The sequence below is a fragment of the Cohnella hongkongensis genome (assembly GCF_042654645.1).
GTDB lineage: Bacteria > Bacillota > Bacilli > Paenibacillales > Paenibacillaceae > Cohnella > Cohnella hongkongensis.
The window spans coordinates 40,710-60,847 of record NZ_JBHSEP010000004.1 but is presented as its reverse complement, the minus strand read 5'-3'; the positions used below and the strand labels follow the sequence as shown (position 1 = coordinate 60,847).

At 56.7% G+C, this 20,138-nt stretch carries 19 protein-coding genes; 3 read left to right on the top strand and 16 right to left on the bottom strand.

The annotated features are described in order from the left end of the window. Positions 1-28 precede the first annotated feature (28 nt). From ACFO3S_RS07625 to ACFO3S_RS07610, 4 genes are all read right to left on the bottom strand, one after another. The gene (locus tag ACFO3S_RS07625) at positions 29-904 is read right to left on the bottom strand and encodes a carbohydrate ABC transporter permease (protein ID WP_378094023.1); all 876 of its coding nucleotides are present in this window, start codon (positions 902-904) and stop codon (positions 29-31) included. Between the two features lie 13 nt (positions 905-917). Next, entirely contained in the window at positions 918-1,778 is an 861-nt protein-coding gene (locus ACFO3S_RS07620) for a carbohydrate ABC transporter permease (RefSeq protein ID WP_378094021.1), read from the bottom strand. A gap of 175 nt (positions 1,779-1,953) precedes the next feature. Continuing rightward, positions 1,954-3,051 (bottom strand): sensor histidine kinase, encoded by a 1,098-nt coding sequence (locus ACFO3S_RS07615; protein ID WP_378094019.1) that lies wholly within the window; start codon positions 3,049-3,051, stop codon positions 1,954-1,956. Next, complete coding sequence (locus ACFO3S_RS07610) at positions 3,041-3,739, bottom strand: response regulator transcription factor (protein WP_378094017.1); 699 nt, start codon at positions 3,737-3,739, stop codon at positions 3,041-3,043. The genes ACFO3S_RS07615 and ACFO3S_RS07610 overlap by 11 nt, the downstream gene beginning before the upstream one ends. A 776-nt stretch (positions 3,740-4,515) precedes the next feature. On the opposite strand from ACFO3S_RS07610, the gene ACFO3S_RS07605 reads away from it, so the two are divergent. Further along, positions 4,516-5,001 carry a hypothetical protein gene (locus tag ACFO3S_RS07605; RefSeq protein ID WP_378094015.1) on the top strand — a complete coding sequence of 162 codons (486 nt, stop codon included), beginning with the start codon at positions 4,516-4,518 and terminating at the stop codon, positions 4,999-5,001. Positions 5,002-5,006: 5 nt separating this feature from the next. Here ACFO3S_RS07605 and ACFO3S_RS07600 read toward each other — a convergent pair whose 3' ends face one another. Further along, on the bottom strand, positions 5,007-5,363 hold the full coding sequence (locus tag ACFO3S_RS07600; RefSeq protein WP_378094012.1) for an RNA polymerase sigma factor: 357 nt from the start codon (positions 5,361-5,363) through the stop codon (positions 5,007-5,009). A gap of 231 nt (positions 5,364-5,594) precedes the next feature. After that, a complete protein-coding gene (locus tag ACFO3S_RS07595; RefSeq protein WP_378094010.1) occupies positions 5,595-8,714 on the bottom strand; it encodes an S-layer homology domain-containing protein in 3,120 nt (1,039 codons plus the stop codon). 114 nt (positions 8,715-8,828) lie between these two features. On the opposite strand from ACFO3S_RS07595, the gene ACFO3S_RS07590 reads away from it, so the two are divergent. Together ACFO3S_RS07590 and ACFO3S_RS07585 are read left to right on the top strand one after the other, a co-directional pair. Then, entirely contained in the window at positions 8,829-9,404 is a 576-nt protein-coding gene (locus ACFO3S_RS07590; RefSeq protein WP_378094008.1) for a hypothetical protein, read from the top strand. 92 nt (positions 9,405-9,496) lie between these two features. After that, the gene (locus ACFO3S_RS07585; RefSeq protein WP_378094006.1) at positions 9,497-10,024 is read left to right on the top strand and encodes a tetratricopeptide repeat protein; all 528 of its coding nucleotides are present in this window, start codon (positions 9,497-9,499) and stop codon (positions 10,022-10,024) included. Positions 10,025-10,357: 333 nt separating this feature from the next. Here the strand turns inward: ACFO3S_RS07585 and ACFO3S_RS07580 are convergent, their stop codons facing one another. From ACFO3S_RS07580 to ACFO3S_RS07535, 10 genes are all read right to left on the bottom strand, one after another. Then, positions 10,358-11,290, bottom strand: coding sequence for a fumarylacetoacetate hydrolase family protein (locus ACFO3S_RS07580; protein WP_378094004.1), 933 nt, complete (start codon positions 11,288-11,290; stop codon positions 10,358-10,360). A 27-nt stretch (positions 11,291-11,317) separates the two neighbouring features. After that, positions 11,318-12,091 (bottom strand): SDR family NAD(P)-dependent oxidoreductase, encoded by a 774-nt coding sequence (locus ACFO3S_RS07575; protein WP_378094002.1) that lies wholly within the window; start codon positions 12,089-12,091, stop codon positions 11,318-11,320. Positions 12,092-12,158: 67 nt separating this feature from the next. Then, positions 12,159-13,139, bottom strand: a complete 981-nt coding sequence (locus tag ACFO3S_RS07570; protein WP_378094000.1) for an aldose 1-epimerase — start codon at positions 13,137-13,139, stop codon at positions 12,159-12,161. Continuing rightward, positions 13,136-14,047, bottom strand: a complete 912-nt coding sequence (locus tag ACFO3S_RS07565) for a creatininase family protein (protein WP_378093999.1) — start codon at positions 14,045-14,047, stop codon at positions 13,136-13,138. The genes ACFO3S_RS07570 and ACFO3S_RS07565 overlap by 4 nt, the downstream gene beginning before the upstream one ends. After that, the gene (locus ACFO3S_RS07560; protein ID WP_378093997.1) at positions 14,025-15,011 is read right to left on the bottom strand and encodes an aldo/keto reductase; all 987 of its coding nucleotides are present in this window, start codon (positions 15,009-15,011) and stop codon (positions 14,025-14,027) included. Before ACFO3S_RS07560 ends, ACFO3S_RS07565 begins: the two co-directional genes overlap by 23 nt. A 123-nt stretch (positions 15,012-15,134) precedes the next feature. Then, the gene (locus ACFO3S_RS07555; protein ID WP_378093995.1) at positions 15,135-16,376 is read right to left on the bottom strand and encodes an NAD(P)/FAD-dependent oxidoreductase; all 1,242 of its coding nucleotides are present in this window, start codon (positions 16,374-16,376) and stop codon (positions 15,135-15,137) included. An 18-nt stretch (positions 16,377-16,394) separates the two neighbouring features. Next, positions 16,395-16,712 (bottom strand): MocE family 2Fe-2S type ferredoxin, encoded by a 318-nt coding sequence (locus ACFO3S_RS07550; protein WP_378093993.1) that lies wholly within the window; start codon positions 16,710-16,712, stop codon positions 16,395-16,397. 51 nt (positions 16,713-16,763) lie between these two features. Further along, positions 16,764-17,858, bottom strand: a complete 1,095-nt coding sequence (locus ACFO3S_RS07545) for a fatty acid desaturase family protein (RefSeq protein WP_378093991.1) — start codon at positions 17,856-17,858, stop codon at positions 16,764-16,766. A gap of 30 nt (positions 17,859-17,888) precedes the next feature. Beyond that, complete coding sequence (locus ACFO3S_RS07540) at positions 17,889-18,914, bottom strand: zinc-dependent alcohol dehydrogenase (RefSeq protein WP_378093989.1); 1,026 nt, start codon at positions 18,912-18,914, stop codon at positions 17,889-17,891. A gap of 60 nt (positions 18,915-18,974) precedes the next feature. Then, positions 18,975-20,084 carry an enolase C-terminal domain-like protein gene (locus ACFO3S_RS07535; RefSeq protein WP_378093986.1) on the bottom strand — a complete coding sequence of 370 codons (1,110 nt, stop codon included), beginning with the start codon at positions 20,082-20,084 and terminating at the stop codon, positions 18,975-18,977. Between the last annotated feature and the right edge of the window lie 54 nt (positions 20,085-20,138).

The following is a 20,138-nucleotide window of genomic DNA, read 5'->3' as shown; positions in this document are numbered from 1 at the left end:
ATTCTCCTCCTACAAAAGCTTGCCTCCGCTACCCCTTGATGCCGGATAATTGAATGCCTTTAATGAAATAGGTTTCCGCATACAGAAATAACAGCACCATAGGGGTCATATAGAGCACGGATGCCGCGAAAGCGATCCCCGGCTCATCGTTGATCCTGGACAAGTACACGGATAGCGGCTGCCTGAACGGATCGTCCAGAAAAATAAGCGGCTGCTCCACCATGTTCCAATAATCGACAAATAAAAGAACGACAAGCGCGGCAAGACCCGGCTTCACCATGGGAACAATAATCGTGAAGAAAATCCGCAAATGGCCGGCCCCGTCCATCTTCGCCGCTTCTATGTAGGCATACGGAATATGCAGCATGAACTGTCGAAGCATAAATACGCCGAAAGCTGCGAAAATGCCGGGCCATATTACGGCATTCGGACTATTCAGCAGCCCCAATGTATCCGCCATAATATAATTCGGTACAAGAGTCACCTGGAACGGCATGAGCATCGTCATAACATAAACGAGAAACCAACGATCCCGGCCGCGAAATTGCAGCTTGGAGAAGGCGTACGCGGCAAATGCCGATACACAGGTCTGTCCGGCGATGATCGGCACCACCAAAAAGACCGAATTCCAAAACATCGACAAATATCTAGGACTGTCCACCAGCACTTTGCCGTACTGTTCCATAGATACTTGATCCGGCAGCCATTTTAAGTTCCCAAAAAGGCTCTTTCCTCTTTCAGTCGCTTCATTCATCTGCCCGATGGGCCCATAATTGATATCGATTTCCTGTGCGGTCATGAACGAATTCGTGAACGTAATCAAAATCGGAAATAAGAACAGAAACGCGACCGCGCCCATGGCGAGCGTAAGTGCTGTTTTTCGCAATACGTCGGAAATTCGCATGATCTAACCGCCTTTATTCCATGAACTGCCGATACCGGCGCTCAATCGCAAACAATCCCATGACGATCAGAAGAATACAACCGACCATCAACGTCGCCGCGGATGTCAGTTTCTGAATGTCCAACGACGTGAACATGTTGTTCATATAATGCTGCATCATGTATATACTGTCATGCGGATAATCGCCCGCGATCAAATACGTTTCCCGGAATACTTTAAATGAGTGCATGATCGACAAAATGACGACAAAGAACATCGTGGGCGTGAGATAGACAAGGGTGATACCGCCGAACTGCCGCAAGCGCCCCGCTCCTTCCACATGGGCCGTTTCATAATAATCCTTCGGAATTTGCTGCAGTCCCGCCAGGAATAAAATGACGTTATAGCCGATGTTCTTCCATAAATAAACGACAATGATGACAGATCGGGACGCTTCCGTCTTCATCCAATCCACGCGATCGACTCCGAAGCCGCTCAGCCAGGCGTTTACGGACCCGTTCCAATCGAACAGCATTTGCCAGACGAACACAATCGAGGCAACGGGAACGACAAGCGGCAGCACGTAGGCGGTCCGCAGCCATTGTCGCAAATACAGCTTTGAATTCAGCAGCAACGCCAGCCCTAACGACAGCGCGAGAATAAGCGGAACGCTCACCGCGCTAAAAGAAAACGTATTAAACGCCGCCTTGCGGAAGGAGCCGCTCGCAAGCAATTCGCGGTAATTGTCCAAGCCCGCAAAATGACGATTTATCGGGCTGTCCACAAATGAATAGAACAGTCCCATCACAAACGGAATCAGGTAGAACAGCGCAAATCCGACTGCGCTCGGTCCGAGAAATATCCAGACCGCCGCCGCATCCCTGCGCATCCACATCTTTACCTTCCTGGCAACGTCATACCTAATGATCCATTTCTTCATTCAAAACCCCACTTCTTCATTCTCAGTTCCCTTCCATCTATCCCTATCTATAGAATAGGAAGGACTGTTTAAAGAATAAGTGGGGTAAAAATAAAGTTTTTTTAAAAGCTCGCTTCTTGTGAACCAGCTGCTACGGATGCTGTGACCGCGGGAGACGGACTTCAAAAAGCGTACGAATGGAGTCGCTTTGGGCCGAGATCGCGCCTTGGTGCTGCTCGACAATATTTTTGGCAATGAACAGGCCAATGCCGGAGCTTCCTTCCCGCCCCGTGCGCGCCTTGTCGCCCGTATAATACATATCGAATAGATACGGCAGCTCTTCCGAGGGAATGCTATGACCGTAATTGATGACCTTGACCACTGCATGTTCCGTATCCGGACGGCATTGAATGTCAATATACCGGCCGTCTTTGCCATAGCGAATGGCATTCGTCAGGAGATTTTCAAATACGCGCGCCAAAAGCTCCCCGTCACCCCAAATCGTCACATGCGGAGTCACCTGCAATCGGGTTGTCAGGCCGTTTTTTTCTAAAGCAGGGTATAGTTCCTCGTTTAATTGAACGAGAAGCTCGCTAAGATCGATCGGTTGTTTGTCCAACTTCAGCTTGCCGTAGTTCATGCGGGCGATTTCAAACAATTCGTCAATCAGCTTCTCCAGCCGTTGCGACTTGGAGAAAGCAATGCTCGTGTAGTGCCTGATTTGTTCCGCCGTCAGCTTCTCGCCCTGAAGAATGAAGTCCAGGTAGCCCAACACGGAAGTGAGCGGCGTACGCAAATCATGGGCCAAATTCAAAACCAATTGCTCTTTGCTGTTCTCCGCAAAGTCTCCCCTCTCCAGCGCTTGCTTCAGTTTTTCACTTGCCAGATTGATATCCCGCGCAACATCTTCGAACTCGTCATTGGATCGAATGTTGATTTTGCTGTTGAAGTCGCCGTTTGCCAATTGATTGATTCCACGCGATATTTCGTTAAAATAATGCGAATACCGTTTTGTGAGGAGGAAGAAAAAATAAAAGGAGAGCGGAATAAAAAGGATCAAGAAGAAGTTGAGGTCCCCGATTTCTCTCATGAAGTAACGAATTTTGGTCGTCGGGTCTTCAAACTTCGTCGTATGATAATAGAACTGGAAAGCTTTAAAGATCAGAAAGGTGACGATACCGGAGCAGAGTGTGCTTAGCACAAATAGCTGAATCATTTTAAACCGAAAACTTCGGATCTTAGTAGCCATTGAACGTATAGCCCACTCCCCAGACCGTCTTGATCCATTTGTTTTTATGCGTGTCTTCTTCGAGCTTTTTCCGCAACGTGCGGATATGCACCATGACCGTATTGCTGCCTTCATAGTAGGCCTCCCCCCACACCCGTTCGAATATATTTTCAGTGCTGAAGACCTTCTTCGGGTGGCTGGCCAGCAGGTACAAGATGTCAAACTCTTTTGGCGTTAGTTCGACTGGGCTGCCATACAGAAGAACCGTTCGATGTTCAGGATGGATGACCAGGCCGCCCGCTTCCAACACGGGTGTGCTCGAAGAGGCCGGTAGATTGAACTGCTTCGCACGCCGCATCTGCGCATTGACGCGAGCGACCAATTCCATCGGGTTGAACGGTTTGGTTACATAATCATCTGCGCCTCTTACCAGCCCTGTAATTTTATCGAGATCCGTCGCTTTGGCGCTTAAAAAGATGATGGGCAAATGGTAACTTTTCCGAATGAGCTGCGTCGCTTCGTAGCCGTCCAGATTCGGCATCATGACATCGAGAATCGCCAAATCGACGGACTGTGTCCGAATGGCTTGAACGGCTGCCAGCCCATCGGACACTTTGATGCAGCGGTAGCCTTCTTTGGCCAAATGAAGCTCCAGCAAATCAGCGATTTCCGCTTCGTCGTCTGCTATTAAAATCGTGATCGGTTTCATTATTCGCGCTCCAAGTCATTATTTTGCAGCCGAACAACCCAAGTTCGCACCGGTTTCAGCTCACATCCGTTCCCCTACTCCGGAAGCGCACCCGTCGGCTGCTTAACTTCCGGCTTCGTCGAAGCCTTATCGGTCGAAGACTCGTTCATCCTTCGTTCCCTCCTTAAACCTGCAATCTACTCTAGGCTAAGGGAAACAGTTTAAAAAGAAATGGGCCAAAAATTAAATTTTTTCTTAAAATCGGCAGCACGGGCCAGTTTCTTTATGCATTATCCTTAACTTGCTGGGGCCGTCCTATTGGCGGGTCAAATAGGCGGTCGCAGTAGGAGCCTTAATAAACCAAAACTCTCTTATCCAAAACGGATTTATTTTTCACTTGGTTCCCCAAAACATACAGCTTTTGCAATTGATCCAAATTCACTAATGGCTCCACATCATAGCATTGATGGTTTTTACATGGTGCAGCCTGTGCTCCAGGCTTGCAAGGCCAAAGAGTCCAGCTCCAGAGACTGCAGGTTCGGCTTCCACACTCTCAAAATGACTATCCTCGAAATTGTAATGCAGCGTGGCGCTGAAAGTGAAGCTGACTGCTGACGATCTAGCAGATGAACGCATATCCCCTAAAAAGGAAGGGGTCCGGATCCTCATGGTTAACTTAGGTGATTTCCCCGAATGCTGTGGAGGTACAATGAGCACCCTAATCGACCACACTTTGCTCAAAACAAAAATAACCGCTCCGGTTATCCGAGACGGCTTGGTGAAGAGAACCCAAGGCTTTGCCGAACGTATCGGTCCACTCCTTCCTTGACGAGCTGATGAACGAACTCTTCGTTTTCGGAGGACCGGTTGTCCTGATCCTCGACGATTATCACTCGATTGCCGACGGGCAGATCCATGCTAGTCTGACGTATTTTATCGAGTATCTGCCGGACAACGTCCATGTCGCCATCGCGAGCCGAACCGACCTCCCCTTCCCCACCAGCAAATGGTTGGCACGGGAAGGTCGAACGCCGATTACCTCGGATCAACTGCAATTTACAATGGATGAAATGATTGTCTTCTGCGCAAATACGGCGGAACGGCCCCTTTCCCATCGCCATATGGCGAAATTGCTGGAACGGACGGAAGGCTGGGTGACCGGGCTGCTTCATTCTCTTGCAGAAACTCCTGGTATTTTTCTAACTTATCCAGCTCTAATTCAAATGCTTCCAACTCTGCTTCGGATAACTCCCCCTTCTCATAGGCTTCCAGTTTCCTTTTAAATTCATTACTCTTTCTCTCCCGCCTGTCTACCTCTAAATAACAATACCTTGAAATGACTTCGCCGAACGTCCATCACCTCTGCCGCTTCCGCTTGAGATAATCCATGAAAACCATGGAGGAGCACCGCCGATTTATGCTTCTCAGGCAGGTTGTCTAGCAGCGTAACGATCTCCTCCAATTCTTCTTTTGCAACAAGAGCATCCAATGGGGCTTTCTTCTGGTCGGAGAGGTCTGAGAAGAAACCTTGCTCCTTGACCACCACTCGATTATACTTGCGGTAGTAGTCGATATATGCCCGGTACGCTACGGAAAACAACCCCGATTTGGCGGTCCTCCCATCATAATGCAATAAGTAAGGCAATAAGAAAGGCACCTCTCTCGAGAGTGCCTATTGAGGGAATCCGCTTGCTCCAGCACATATGCCAAATTGGCAAGGCTTCCGTAAATTACGATTCGGCCAACCTTGCAAGAGATCTGATAAAAAACTGTCCTCCGCACACGCTAGGCATGGCAGAGGACAGTTTTGACGAGCATGGTATATATCACTATCGCCACCCGCTTGCGGACTGCCCCGCAAGTAAAGAACCATTTCTTAATCGATAAACCGCACGTGCTGCAAGAATCGCTTCAGCATGACTGCGGCCTGTGCCCGGGTGGCGTTTTCCGCCGGCGCGAACGTGGCTGCGGGCATGCCTGCGATGATGCCCGCAGCCACCGCTCGGGCAACCGAATCGCGTGCCCATGAGGAGATCGCCGCCCGGTCCGTGAATCTGGCAAGCTGTCCGCTCTCATCGTCTGACGTGTCCGACGGCTTGTTTACGATCGACAACGCGTTGGCGATCATAACCGCCATCTGCTCGCGGGTGATCCGATCGTCCGGTGCGAAGCGTTGAGGCGTCATCCCCTGCACCAGCCCCGCCTTCACCGCAGACTCCACAGCAGAAGCGTACCAGGCATCTGCAGCCACATCAGTGAATCTCGTATTAACGGCATTCGGGTTCATCGACAGCCCCAGCGCACGAACGAGCAGCGCGATGAATTCCGCTCGCGTGATGTCGGCGTCCGGCGAGAAGCGGCTCTCTGCGACCCCCTTCACAATCAGTTTGGCGGCCAGCAGTTCCACGTCTGCCTCCGCCCAGTGTCCGTCCATGTCGGTGAACGATTTGCCGCCGGTTTCCACGATGGCATAGATACTGTTATGCGGCACGCTCATCACAACCTCCCGTTTGCCGTCCGGGCGGGTGGCCAGAACGGACGGGACGAATGAGAGTGTTCGAGCGACAGGATCGTATCGCACAGCCGTCAAGCTCTTGTTTGCCATTTCCGTGTCCACCGCAATCGCTCGGGCCATATACGTTCCGCCGAAATCACGGATCTCTGCCGTTTGACCGTCCGCCGCCGCGGCTGTCACCTTATAGTCGACAGCGCTGCCGATCACCTTGACCCCCTGGGAAGCGGCGATTTCATCTATTTCTTCCCTGACCTTCCCTTCGACAGTTTCTATGATAACGTTCACCTTCAAATCCTTGAGCTCAACACCGAGTTGTGACGCCAAGCCTTCCAGATCGAGCACGTTGATGACGAGTTGGAAGCTGGAGCCGTTCAGCCTGACTTCGATGACGGCGTTCGGAACGGACTGGAGGACCGTCGCGATCCAGGTCGCCGGCAGCGGCACCTGGACAGCCCGTGCCGTATTCACCTCGATGGTCAAGACCGGGATCTCCGCGTCATTCAACAATTTCAGCGCTTGATTCAGCGTTTTATCATCAAGGTTGACGACTTCGATGTCGGTGCCGTGAGAGCAGGCTTTCTCGATCATGGTCGGATCAATGATCAGTTTAACGCCGCCTCCCGAATCTGTAACAATTTCAGCTTTCGGCGCTTTACACGGTTCATACGTTATATTGCTGGTCGGCCCTTTGCCCGGTTCATCCGTTGAATCGCTGACCGGCGCCGCCCGGGTTACCGTGACGCTGTACGTTGTCTGCAACCCGTTTAGAGCGGTGACCGCCACCGTAATCGTATTCGCCCCAGTATCCAGCATCAACTGCCCGCTCGCCGTACCGCTAGCCACCAGCTGCGGAGTGCCGCCGTTAAGGCTTACCGTTACCGTGTCCGATGTATTTCCGGTGACGGGCGTGACGGTTATGCTGTCAACGCTGTTTGCCACCCTGGCCGTATACATGATCCAGTCTGCCGCGAATGCCGGGCTCAGCGTACCGGCCGATAACGACAAATCCGCTAACGATGGCGGGGTGCTGTCCACCATAAAAACAAGGGGTGAAATCGGTGCGGCCACCGGATCATTATAGGTATCCTCAGCCGTAATATGTAATGTATAGGTCCCGTCACTCCATCCAGCCAATGAGATCGTGCGGGCGAACGATTGCGCGCCGCCGTCGGCATATACGCTGTACGTGGCGCTTGCAACGGTGACATCAAGGCTATCTTTAGCAATAAAATCAATGGTAATCTGCTCGCCGATGCTATTGTCGCGCACCGTGCCCGTCACCGACAGCGCGTCCTGACCGGGAGACAAATTGTACATTGTCGCTGCAAGCGGATCCGCCGAAATTTCCGGCTTGTACGCAAGCAGATACGGATACGTCTCCCCTTCGCGGATCCCCCAGACATTGTCGAAATCGAGATGGGCGTAAGCGGCCCGCGACTTCATCTCCGCCGTTGTCTTCTCTATGCCCGTTGCGCTGGTCGGTTGGCCGGTGGTTTCCGTGTTCCAATAGGAGTTTTCACTGACGCCGCTGTCGTTATTTACAGCCACCAGCCCGCCGGTATTGGCGACGCCGGTTACGAGGCCGGTTGCATACGAATTCACGATGGCGCTTCCGTTTGCGTAATTCCAGCCCACCAGGCCTGCCACATACCGATTCCCGCTTGCGCTGCCTGTCGCATACGAATCCCGGATGGTGCTTCCGTTATAGTTCCAACCCGCCAAGCCGGCGATATACTGATTGCCGCTTACGCTGCCTGTCGCATATGAGCTTTCGATGAGTCCGCTCGTATTCATGTTGACGCCCGCCAACCCGCCGACCCTTTCGTTCCCGTTTATATCGCCGGTCGCATGCGAGTTTTGGATCGTTCCGCCATTAACGCCCGCTGCCCCTCCAACATAACTATTGCCGCTTACGTTGACCGACGCATACGAGTTCTGGATGATTCCGCTGTTGTTGCCCGACAAGCCCCCGACACCATTAGTCCCTCTGACACTGCCGGTCGCATACGAGTTGCGGATGGCGCTCCCGTTGTAACTCCAGCCCGTCAGGCCGCCAACATTATCTTTGCCTGTCACATCGATATCAAGCAGCCGGATATTTTCCAATTGCGCGTTGTTGTCGATGGCTCCAAACAGCCCTACAGCGTCAAGGGATGGACGGTTGATCGTCATATTTCGGATCACATATCCGTTCCCGTCCAGCTTGCCGGAAAATCCCGTGATTGGCATCCAGCCGCCCGTATCGGGGCCTTCTCCGTCGTAGTCGTAGCCGGCGAGATCGATATCTGTCCCCAGCTTGTAGTGCTTCGACGAATCGTTGCGAATATCGGACAAATGATGTTCCGTCAAAATAATAAAAGGATCGCCCGGCGACCCGTCTCCGCCGCCGAACGCCGCATGCACTTTCCCCATCTCGACGGATAGGGACAGCGGCTGAATAACGAGCACAAGCATCAATATGCAAATGATCATTTTTTTCATCATTTCAATTTCCTTTCCATGGATTCTACCAAATGAAAACAAACCGTTCTCATTCTCAGTTTAGAGGAAAGACAATTTTCGCACTATTCCTCCTTGGGGGTATTTTTTTCAGTTTTGTTATACCCCCATATTTCGAGAGACCTTTCCAAACGGCTCTGGTTTTGCTATAATCTGCTGCCGCTGCTCGAACGATTCACGACGGCGGAGATGCGGCAGCATCCGGAGCTCGGGTACATGTACGCCTACTCGCTTGTCCACGCGCGCAGAATACATGCCGCCGAACAAATCATAAGCATGCTGGATACCGCCGCAGACGGCGGAAGCATCATGCTGACCTCCACGGGGGAGCCTCTGAGCGGTTATGTGGCAGCGCTCCGTTCCATGATTCATTTCTCCAAAAGAGAGACGGAGCTCGGGCTGTTCTATATGAAGCAGGCCGAAAGCGAGCTCTCCGGACCCGGCAAGCTTCATCGCGCTTCCCTTTACTTCCATCCCTACACCTCTTCAATTCTGGGAGGAAAGTACGGGCATTACGGTGTGCTGAAATCGGCTCGTGGTACCTACGAATATTGTTTGCCCCGCTGGGGCAGACAAGATACGGCCTATAGCATACTGCTGGTCGGAATGGGAGAATGTTGCTATGAACCTGTCATGGGCGGCGCTCCAGGAGGCGCGGGTGCAACTGATTGAGCGTCATTTGGGAGCTCGACTCACGCTTGTCGATGCTTGTGAAGCCAAGCTGCAAATATTGGAAAAAGATATAAAAATTTTTTTGAAAATGGATGAAATCCCTTGACATCAAACCGAACTCCACAATCCCCCAGATCCGGACGTTCGAAGCGATTGTGTTGTTGCGCGCCTGTTTGTTTCTGGGTATAACAACGGAAGCGTTGATGCTCGGGGAAAAACTGCTGCAGGCTGCATTATCGGCGAACAACCCGAGAAATTTGATTGTAATCAATCTTCTCCTGGCACAAATCCACCGCAAGCAAGGGGACGTCGTTGAGGCACTCGATAAACTGGACCGCGCTCTCGCGGAAGCCCATGAGCACGGCTACGTCCAGATGGTGGTGGATGAAGGGGCTGCCTTGTCCGTATTGCTGAAACAATACCGCAAACAACGGAGGTTGAAAGATTACCCGGAGCTGAGAGAATTTTCCGGCATGATTGCCAAAGCCATTCCCAAAGATGAGATCTATGACGCGGCAAGCTCCCCGATCACCGCTTCGCTGACGCGCCAGGAGAACCGTGTTTTTCAGCTTCTTGTGAGCGCGGTCCGGTTGATCTGCTGTTCGTCGAGTTCTCGGTGAACGACGTCGGAAACCGGGACGAACCTAATTACCTTAGATTCTCCTGATGTTGTTAGATTAACAGACAAACCGGATCATTCGCCCCGGACGTTCACCCACATCGGATCGATTCATGACAGCAAGATTCGTACCCTTCTCAGCCGTCAAGATTGGGGTGAATTGGAACGATTTATCGAACGAATGCTTTCCGTGTGGGAACAAGAAAACTGCTCTTTATACGCGCTCGAACGGAATATGAAGAAACTAACCGGTATAATTGTCACGAGCAGGAAAGTAGTCGCGCATAAAAACACCCCCGGAATGAATCGTCCATTCCAGGGGTGGCGCCTGCGCCTATGCCTCGTTCACCATCGTATTCGTAATCGAGCCCAGCTTTTCGATCTGGACGGTCACGCGATCTCCTGCCTTCAGGTACGTCTGCTGCTCCGGAGGCCGGCCCAGCACGACGCCCTCCGGCGTTCCCGTCAGAATAATGTCGCCCGGGACGAGCGTCATGTGTTGGGAAATATAGCTCACGAGCTCCTCGCAGCGGAAAATCATGTCCGACGTGTTGGAATGCTGGCGCACCTCGCCGTTCACGATGCACTGGATGCTCAACCGGTTCGGATCGCCGACCTCGTCCGCCGTAACCAGATACGGGCCGAGCGGCGAGAACTTGTCGCAGGATTTGCCCGTCAGCCATTGGTGCGTACGCAATTGCAGGTCCCGGGCCGACAAATCGTTTACGTTGCAGTAGCCGAACACGTGCCGAAGCGCGTCCTCCTTCGCGACATACTTCGCCTTCTTGCCGATGACGATCGCGAGCTCCGCCTCGTAATCGACCTTATCCGACACCTTGGGCAGCGGAATGTCCTCCCCGTGGCCGGCAAGCGTGTTGTTGAACTTGTTGAACAGGATCGGATAAGCGGGCAGCTCGGCGTTCGTCTCCTCCGCGTGCTTGCGATAGTTCAAGCCGACGCAAATGATCTTGTTCGGATGCGTCACGCACGGGCCAAGCGTTAGGCTCGACTCTTGCTTAACGCAGGATTGGCGGTCCGAGGATGGCACGCGCAATACGCCCTCGACGAATGTCCTGAGCGCGGACAACGCGGCATCTCCGCCTTCGATGACCTCCTGGATCGTAACCGGAACGCCGTCCGTTTCCGCCGCCGGGAGCTTGCCGGACATGCCCTCCAACGCCTCGGCGATATCGAGAATGTCCTCTCCTTCGTTCGTATGCGCGCCTAGCTTCATTTTCCCGTTCTCGATAAAGGTTAACAGCTTCATCCCGTCGCTTCTCTCCTCTTGGCTGCCTTAAGCATTCTTCCCGAACACGACGCCCCCGTCGATATAGAGCGGGGAGCCCATCATGAACTTCGATTCGTCCGAGGCCAGGAACAGCGCCGCTTGCGCGACATCCTCGGGACGGCCCAGCTCGCCGCTGAGCTGGCGGTTTTTGATCGATTGGATGGCGGCGTCGGGGTCATCATACGAGTTTTTCAAATAATTTTCTACGAACGGGGTCAATATCGTTCCCGGCAACAGGGCGTTCACCCGTATCCGGTACGGCGCATAGTCCACCTGCATCGATTTGGTCAGCGCAAGAATCGCGCCCTTCGACGCAGCGTAGGACGCGCGCTGCGCAAGTCCCATCTCCGCCGCGCAGGAGGACATGTTGATGATCGTCCCCGACTTGCGCGCCATCATGGAAGGCAGGACGTATTTGCTCGGCAGATAGACGCCCCTAACGTTGACGTTCATCACCTTGTCCCACGTCTCGGGCTCTACCTCATGCAGCGCGCCCACGCCGCTGATGCCCGCGTTGTTGAACAGGACGTCGATGCGCTCGTATGTCGACAGCGCGCGATCGACCATCGCCTGCACCGACGCGGGATTCGTTACGTCGGCTTGCATGAACGCCGCCTTGCCGCCCGCGGCCCGAATCTCCTCCGCCGTCTCCTCGCCCTTCGCGGCGTCGAGATCGTTCACGATCACCGTCGCTCCTTCTTGGGCGAAGAGGCGCGCCGAGCATCGCCCGATGCCGGAGCCGGAGCCGGTAACGAGCGCTACTTTGCCACTTAATCGCATGCCGGTCGTCCCCCTTTCGGTTGGTATTTTTTTCGTAAAAAAAGCATGGTCTTCAGCAACGGCCGCCTTACTCGGTTTCTATCCGGTACTCCGCGAAGAATGGAATCGTCTCGCCTGGAGCGATGCCTCTTGCGCCGGTCCGCTCGCTGCCGAAGGCGACATTAAACGCGTCGGTAACGGACGTATACGGCTCGATCGAGAAGGCCGAGCACCAGTCCGGTCTGAACAGTACCGCATGCGAGAACACGGCGCCGAACCGGAAAGCGATCGCATAGCCGCGATCCGGCAGCCTCAGACGGCAGGTCGAGTCGCCTTCCCGCATCGACAGCAGCGAGCAGCCGAGCGCGGGATAACCGGCGATCGAGACGCCTTCGTTCAAGGCGCGGCTGAACGCCGTTTCCTCGGGCTTGCCGTTCACGAATGCCAGATTCGTGACCGGCCATTCGAGCGCGGCGGGCGCTTGCAGCTCGATCCGCTCTCCTTCGGCATACGGCACACGGAAGTAGGGATGCAAGCCGAAGGCGAAAGGCGCATCGTCGCTGCCTTCGTTCGCGATCGTGCCGCTCATCCGCAGCGCGCCTTCTCGCACGCTGTATGTGATCGTGAACGTTAAAGGATGAGGAAAATACGCCATCATATCCGGATGATCCGCATACCGGAAACGGCTAACCGCGTAGGCTCCAAGGTCTTCCGTCGCTCCCGCATCCGTCACCTCCCACGCGCGGGAGCATAGCTCGCCGTGCAGGTGGTGATCAGGCGGCTCGTTGATCGGCAGCCGGTAGGTTCTCCCCTTGAAAGCGAACGCGCCGTTCTTCACGCGATTCGGCGGAAAAAGAATCGGCACGCCGTACCGGTAGACCGCATCCCCCTCCGCGAGCGACGCGACGCTGTCCGGCGGCATAAGCGCCTCGCGCCCGCCGCTTGCGAACCGAATGACGTTGCTGCCGATCGAAGGAATGAGCTCCGCGCAGGTATCGGCTGCCTCGTCCCGCAGCGCGATGCGCATTGCGCCGTCGATCGTCGACCTGTGTACGCGATAACGGCTCACCCGGCCCCCTCCTTTTTGTCGCATGCCCGATAATATTCGTACGGCTTCCAGCGGGAAGTCTCGGATACGGCCTGTTGCGCTGGCCAAGGCCGGCCTGTGATCCAGGCGCCGGAATCCCGGAGCGCCTCGCTCCAGATGAGCTCGACTTCGTCGTAGCCGATAACCGGCGGTTTTTCAGTCTGCGGCCAGCCTTCCGCCTTCAGCCGTTCGGCCTCCTCGCACAGTCGCCTTAAGCAGGCCTTCATGATCCGTTCTCCGAGCTCGGCCGTCGCCTCGTCCGCATCGGCGCCGAGCGCCAGCCTTCCGCCCGCTTCGGGTACGCGCTCCAGCGTCCGCGCCCCCATATCGATTAGCTCGGGATGCAGGTACATCATCTGCGACAGCTCGTACTTGCCGGCGTGGTCGCCTTCGTACAGTCCCTCGACCAGCTCCGGGTCGCTTCTCGCCCATACGCGAACCTGCGGCACGCGCTTCATGAACAGCTCCGCCACGGCGCGCAGATCGCGCTGGTTCCCGCCGCTATGGCCGGATACGACGACGATCGAGCGGAACCCGGCGTTGGCGAACGCGCGCAGTTGGTAGAGAAAGAAATGCAGCATCACCGCCGGCGGAATTGCCGTCATATGCGGATTTTCCTCCCCGACCTCTTCCTCCAGCCACCTCGCGTGGTAGCCCGCCTCATGGATGTGGTAGCCCATCGTCGGGGCCACGATGCCGCCCGTCCTGCGGGCAGCCTCCTCGCACAACCACTCCGCCTTGAACGTATCGAGGCCGAACGGGCTGACTTGTCCATGCGGCTCGCAGATGCCGAGCGGCAGATAGACGATCGGACACGCCGCCAGCCTTTCCCTGAATTCGCCGGGCAGCAGCTCCGCCCACCGCACCTTATGCCCAGTACTTGGTCTCATAGAAGTTTCTCACCCAGCGGTAATGGCGCCGAATTTCCTCGAATACGTCGTCGGGCAGCGGATCGGCGTTGGCGGCCGCGATGTTCTCTTCGGCGTATTGCGGCACGTGCATCGAGCTGATGGCCGTCGTGATGCCCGGATGGTGCAGGACGAACTTGATCGCCAGCTCCGCGAGGCTTCGCGCGTACTTCGGCACGAACGCCTCCTTCAGCTTGTTTACGCGCTCGATGTAGACGCCGCGAGGCATATAGTCGAAGTACGATTTTCGGAAGTCGCCTTCCTCGAAAGCCGTATCTTCCCGCAAAAATCCGGTCAAGCCCCCTTCGTCCAGAATACAGCGCGCGATGATGGCGACACCGTTGTCTTGGCAGATCGGCACGAGGCAGTCGAGCGCCAGCGGATCGAAAATGTGGAACACCGTCTGCACCGAATCGATCTTGCCGCTCTGCGCGAGGGAGAGGACGATATCGTGGCGTTGATCGGGCACCGATACGCCGATGCCGCGAATTTTGCCTTCTTGCTTAAGCTGCAGCAGCTCGTCCATCCAATAGTCCGCCGCATCCCACTGCGGCCAATACTGATGCAGCTGCATCAGGTCGATCGTCTCAACGCCAAGCTGACGCAAGGAGATTTCGGTGCTCTCCCTCAGCCATCCTCGCGGATAGGCCGTCTCGACCGGGATCGGTTGTCCCCAGCCGAGATTGCCGGGGCCTCGGGACTGAACCTTGGAAGCGATGAACGGCCGCTCGCCCTTCCATTCCTTCAGGGCCAAGCCGACGATCCGCTCCGACTCCCCGTAGTTGCGCGCCGTGTCGATGAAATTGACGCCTAGCTCCAGACTGTGCAGCAGCGAGTAGACGAGCCGCTTGTCATCGAACTGGCCGAACGAGCCCCCGAGGCCCATCGCGCCAAAGCCCAGCCGGGACACCGGCGTCTCTAATTTTCCGAACGGATTGTATTGCATCGTCGTTTCCTTCCTTTCCGGGCATGTGCCGCGCGAAATGCGTGCAAGCCGCACCATCCGTTACGGACGATGGATGAAGCCTCGTTCGTAAGTTGTCTTCACGCTGCGATTGCCGTTCGCGCGTTATCCGCGGAGCAGCGCCTTCAGCTTCGCCGACGGATCGGAGAGCTGCTCCCGGGCCGGCGACGCCCGCTGCTCGACCAGCATCTCCGCGAGCCGCATCTCCCTGGCGATGGCGCCGCCAGCGGGTCCGATGCCGCTCGCGGCTGCGAGACGGCCGTCCTCCGCCAGATGGAAGTAAATCCGGCCCGCCGCCCCCATGTCGCGCAGCACGAGCTCGTTCGACGGATCGGCCAATCCGGCGACCTGCAGCGTCCAATCGTACTGATCCGACCAGAACCACGGCACAGACGCGTATTCGTTCGCCGCGCCCAGAAGGTTCGCCGCGACGTGCGCTCCCTGATCCCGGGCATTGCGCCACGCTTCCAGCCGAATCCTTCGCCCGCCGTACAGCGGATGAGGGAAGGAGCAGCAATCGCCGATCGCATAGATGTCGGGATCGGACGTCTGCAGCTGGCCGTTCACCTTGATTCCGTTCTCGATGTCGAGTCCGCTCGCCGCCGCGAGCGCCGTCTCGGGGATCGCCCCGATGCCGGCCACAATCGCGTCGCACCGGATCGCCGAGCCGTCCGCCAGCCTGATGACGTAGCCGTCGTCTTCGCGGTTCGCGCTGTCGATCCCGACGCCCAGCTTGAACGCCACGCCCGCTTCGCGGTGCCTGGCTTCCGCCTGCGCGGCGATCGGCTCGGGCACCCCGCGCATCAGGATGCGGGGAGCGGCCTCGACGAGCGTCGCCTCGCATCCGAGCGCGATCGCGCTGGCGGCCACTTCAAGACCGATGAAGCCGCCGCCGATGATCGCCAGCCGCTTGCCGGGCAGCAGCCGCTTGCGCAAAGCGAGCGCATCGTCATACTTGCGCAAATACAGCACATCGTCCGATGCGTCGCCCTCCACGGATAACCTGCGCGGCTGCGAGCCGGTGGCGAGCAGCAGCCTGCCGTAGCCGACCTCCGCACCGCTCGCCAGGCGTACGACGCGCTTGTCCCGATCGATCGCCATAGCGGCGTCCCCGGATAAGAAGCGGATGCCGTATCCTTCCATTCGCTCGTCGCTCAACACGGAGACAGGCCTGGTCTGCCCTTCGCCGGTCAGCTGTTCCTTGGACAGCGGGGGCCGCTCGTACGGCAGACGCCCCTCGTTCCCGATCAGCGTCATCTTGCCCGCCCAGCCTTGCTCTCTCAGCGCCTCGGCGGCACGCGCCCCCGCTTCCCCGGCGCCGATGATCACCATTCCGTAATCGTTCATCCGAATGCTCCCTTGCCCTTAAATCCGAATAAATACTTTGCGGTTCTCGATTTTGACCGCGTACGTCTTGAGATCGACGCAGACGGGGGCGCGCTTCGCCTTGCCCGTCGCGATATCGAACCTGCCGTTATGCTTGGGACATTCGATGACGCTCCCCATGACCAGCCCGTTGGACAGGTGGAACTTCTCATGGGTGCAGTACCCGTCCGTCGCATAGTAGCCGCCTTTGTCGTCGCGGTAGATCGCGAAGGTGCGCTCGGCGTGATCGAATCGGATCACGTCCTCCTCTTCGATGTCTTCCGCGCCGCAAGCTTCGATCCATTGTTCTTCGCTCATCCCGATCGCCCTCCTGTATCTCAAAATAAATTTTTTGAATATTCCGAATGTTTAACGCACGCTTACAGGAGACTCCCCCTGAACCCCGGTTCCGTAATAATAAGGTCGGGCGGTAGCAGGCAGCGGCTTCACGACCACGTAGGCCGGATCGTGCTTCTGCTTCCGCAGCGCGTCGATGACTTCCTTGAGCGCCGCCAGCAATCCCGGACGGGCTGCCGGGCAGTCCGCCTTCATCTCCTCATGGAGCTTGGGCAGCGCATGGTACGGCACCATCGGAAACATATGATGCTCCGTATGATAGTTCATGTTCCAATATAAGAAGCGGCACAAGCGGTTCATGTAGATCGTCCGGCTATTCAGGCGATGGTCCAGCACGTCCTCGTACAACCCCAAATGCTGCGTGATGCCGAACGCGATGACGACGAACGCGCCGTAGAAGGACGGCAGGAAGACGAACATCGCCGGCAGAATGCTGCCGCTGTAGACGCAAGCCCCGACGATCGCGAGCAGAATCAGCAAGTAGACGCGGGCTTCCCAGAACGTCTTGGTGCGCTGGGAATCCGGAATGTATTCCTTCTCTTCCTTCTCCAGCCGCCCCATCGCGTGTAACGCGAACCGCTTGATCTCTATCGGACCGCCGTAGAGATGGAAAATCTGCATGAGCAGAATGCGCCAGATCGGCGGGCGCTCGGTGATGATCTCCGGATCGCGTCCGACGATGATCGTGTCGGTATGGTGCCGGGCGTGGCTCCAACGCCACGGCGTAGCGGAGCGGAGCACCATGAACGATGCGATCTGGTATAACGCCTCGTTCATCCATGGCGTCTTGAACGCCGTGCCGTGTCCGCATTCGTGCCATCTCGAGTCCCCCGGCGTGGCGTAGAGAATCCCGTATGCGAGAAAAGCGGGAATCGCCCACCAGGTTCCCCAGGACAGGTAAGCCAGATAGCCGAGAACGGCCAGTCCGCCGAACCAGATCAGCGTATCCCTTATGGCGGGACCGTTCCTGCGCTTCATCAATTCCTTCATCTTCTGTCTCGGGATCGGACTCGTATACCATTCGGCAGCGGTCAAGCCGCGTTCCTGCGCGCGCTTGCCCTCCGGGCCCGTTAAGCTGTAATCCCTTCTCCTAGACCTATCGGCCATCGGAAGTCGCCTCCTTGCCCTATCGATAAATCAATGGACGCCGCAACGGAGCAGAATCTTCATCGCGCTGCCGCCGCTCTCCATCGTCTTGAAGCCTTCCGCCGCGCGTTCGAGCGGCAGTACGTCCGTAATGAGCGCGTCGAGCGGCAATCTGCCGGAGTCCGCCAGCTCGATCGCCTTGACGAAATCCTCCCGTTCGTACACCCTTGCGCCGAACAGCTGCAGCTCCCGCCAGAAAAACCGGTGCAGATCCACCGCCGGAGGCTTGGCGAATATCCCGACGACGACGATCCGTCCCCGCGTTCTCGGCAGCTTCGTCATCAGCTCCGCTCCGGCCTGCGAGGAGGTGACCTCGAACACGACATCGGCGCCGGTCCCTCCCGTCATACGGTTTACGAGCTCGACCGGGTCCGCCTCGATCGGGTTGACCGTCATGAAGCCGAGCTGCCGAAGCAGCTCCAGCCGGTGCGGATTGATCTCCGAGACGAGGACTTGCGCGCCTCTGTCCCGAGCCGCCATGGCGATCAGCGCGCCGATCGGCCCGCCGCCGATGACGACGGCGAATTCGCCTTCCTTCACTTGGCCGATACGGACATCGTGACAGGCGACGGCAAGCGGCTCGAGCATCGCGGCCGTCTCCAGGCCGAGCGATTCGGAGATCGGCAGCACCGCGAAGGCCGGCACGGTCCAGAACGTCTGGAACGCGCCCGGCGTCTCGATGCCCAGGAACTTCAGGTGATGGCAGATGTGTCCGTGCCCGGCTTCGCACGCCGGGCATTCGCCGCACGGATGCAGCGGCATGACCGTGACCCTGTCCCCGACGCGCAGCCCTTCCACGCCCGCTCCGAGCTCCTCGACGATGCCGGACATTTCGTGACCGATCGTCTGCGGCGCCGTCACTCTCTGGTCCATATGCCCTTGATAGATATGGAGGTCGGTGCCGCAGATGCCCGCGTACGCGACACGGATCTTCGCTTCTCCCGGTCCGGGCGGAACCGCTGCCGACTCTCCGATCGTGACGGTCTTGTTCCCTTCGTAATACAGCGCTCTGGCCATCGCTTCCCGCTCCTTCTTCATGCAGAATCAGAATCGCCTATTGCCTTATTCCGCTGAGGGTTAAGCTTTCGCATAGGCTTTGCTCTCGATCTCGTCCCAGTCGAACGAATAGCCGATTCCAGGTCCTTGCGGCGCCGTGATGAAGCCGTCCGATTCCACCTCTGCGTAACCGAAGCCGATCGGATCGGTTCCCCATACGAGCACTTCGAAGAAGCTGTTGTTGTTAATGCCGCACGCCAGCTGCACGTTCGCTTGGTCGCCGCCGTGGATTTCCGCTTTCATGCCGAAGCTGTCCGCCAGGTGGGCGATCCGCAGCGCCCCCGTAATGCCGCCTTTCAGCACCGTGCCCGTACGAATGATGTCGCAGGCGCCATGCACGATAAAATCGGCCGCATTGTAATGGCATCCGTCCGACGTCTCTGCCGCGAGCACGGGGATCGTCAACTCGTCGCACAGCTTCTTGTAGTTCCACATGTTGAACTCTCTCATCGGCTCTTCGTACCAATGATAGCCGGCTTGCTCCAGGGACTTGCCCAGATAGATCGCGTCCTGCAGATGGAAGCCCGCCGAGCCGTCGTACATGAGGCAAATATCGTCGCCGACGTGCTTGCGGAGCGCATGACACAGCTTGGCGTCCTCGCGCGCGTCCCCCCAAGCGTGAAGCTTGATCGCCTTGTAGCCTCTCTCGAGACAGTAGTCGGCGACGCGCAAATATTCGTCCACCGTATCGTAGGTGACCGTCGAGGCGTACGCCTGCACGCGGTCTTGCGAGCCGCCGAGCAGTTGGTAGAGCGGCATGCCGGCCTTCTTCGCCGTAATATCCCACAGCGCGACGTCGGGCAAGCCCATATAGTAAATCTGAAATTCCTCAGCGCGGTCCATCTCCCACATCTCGTGCCACAGCCGTTCCTTCAGCAGCGGATCCCGGCCGATCAGCATGTCCCTCAGCCTGCGCTTCGTATAGTCCACGGTCATCAAGCCGCGCTGGGCGACAGCGATGCCCTCGATGCCTTCGTCCGTTAGGATCCGCAGGATCCCCGCCTCGTTCAGATGCGAGCCTTGCGGAAGCCCCTTGCGCCATTTGAACGGAATCTTCACGTCCTGCTTGATCGCGTATGCCTTCACGTCGATGATTTTCACGGTTCTTCCGCACTCCTTCGCTGTCCCCATTTAGACGTTCCTCCCCGGCGCAAGGCCAAGGAGGAACGCGGCGTAACGGCGGTT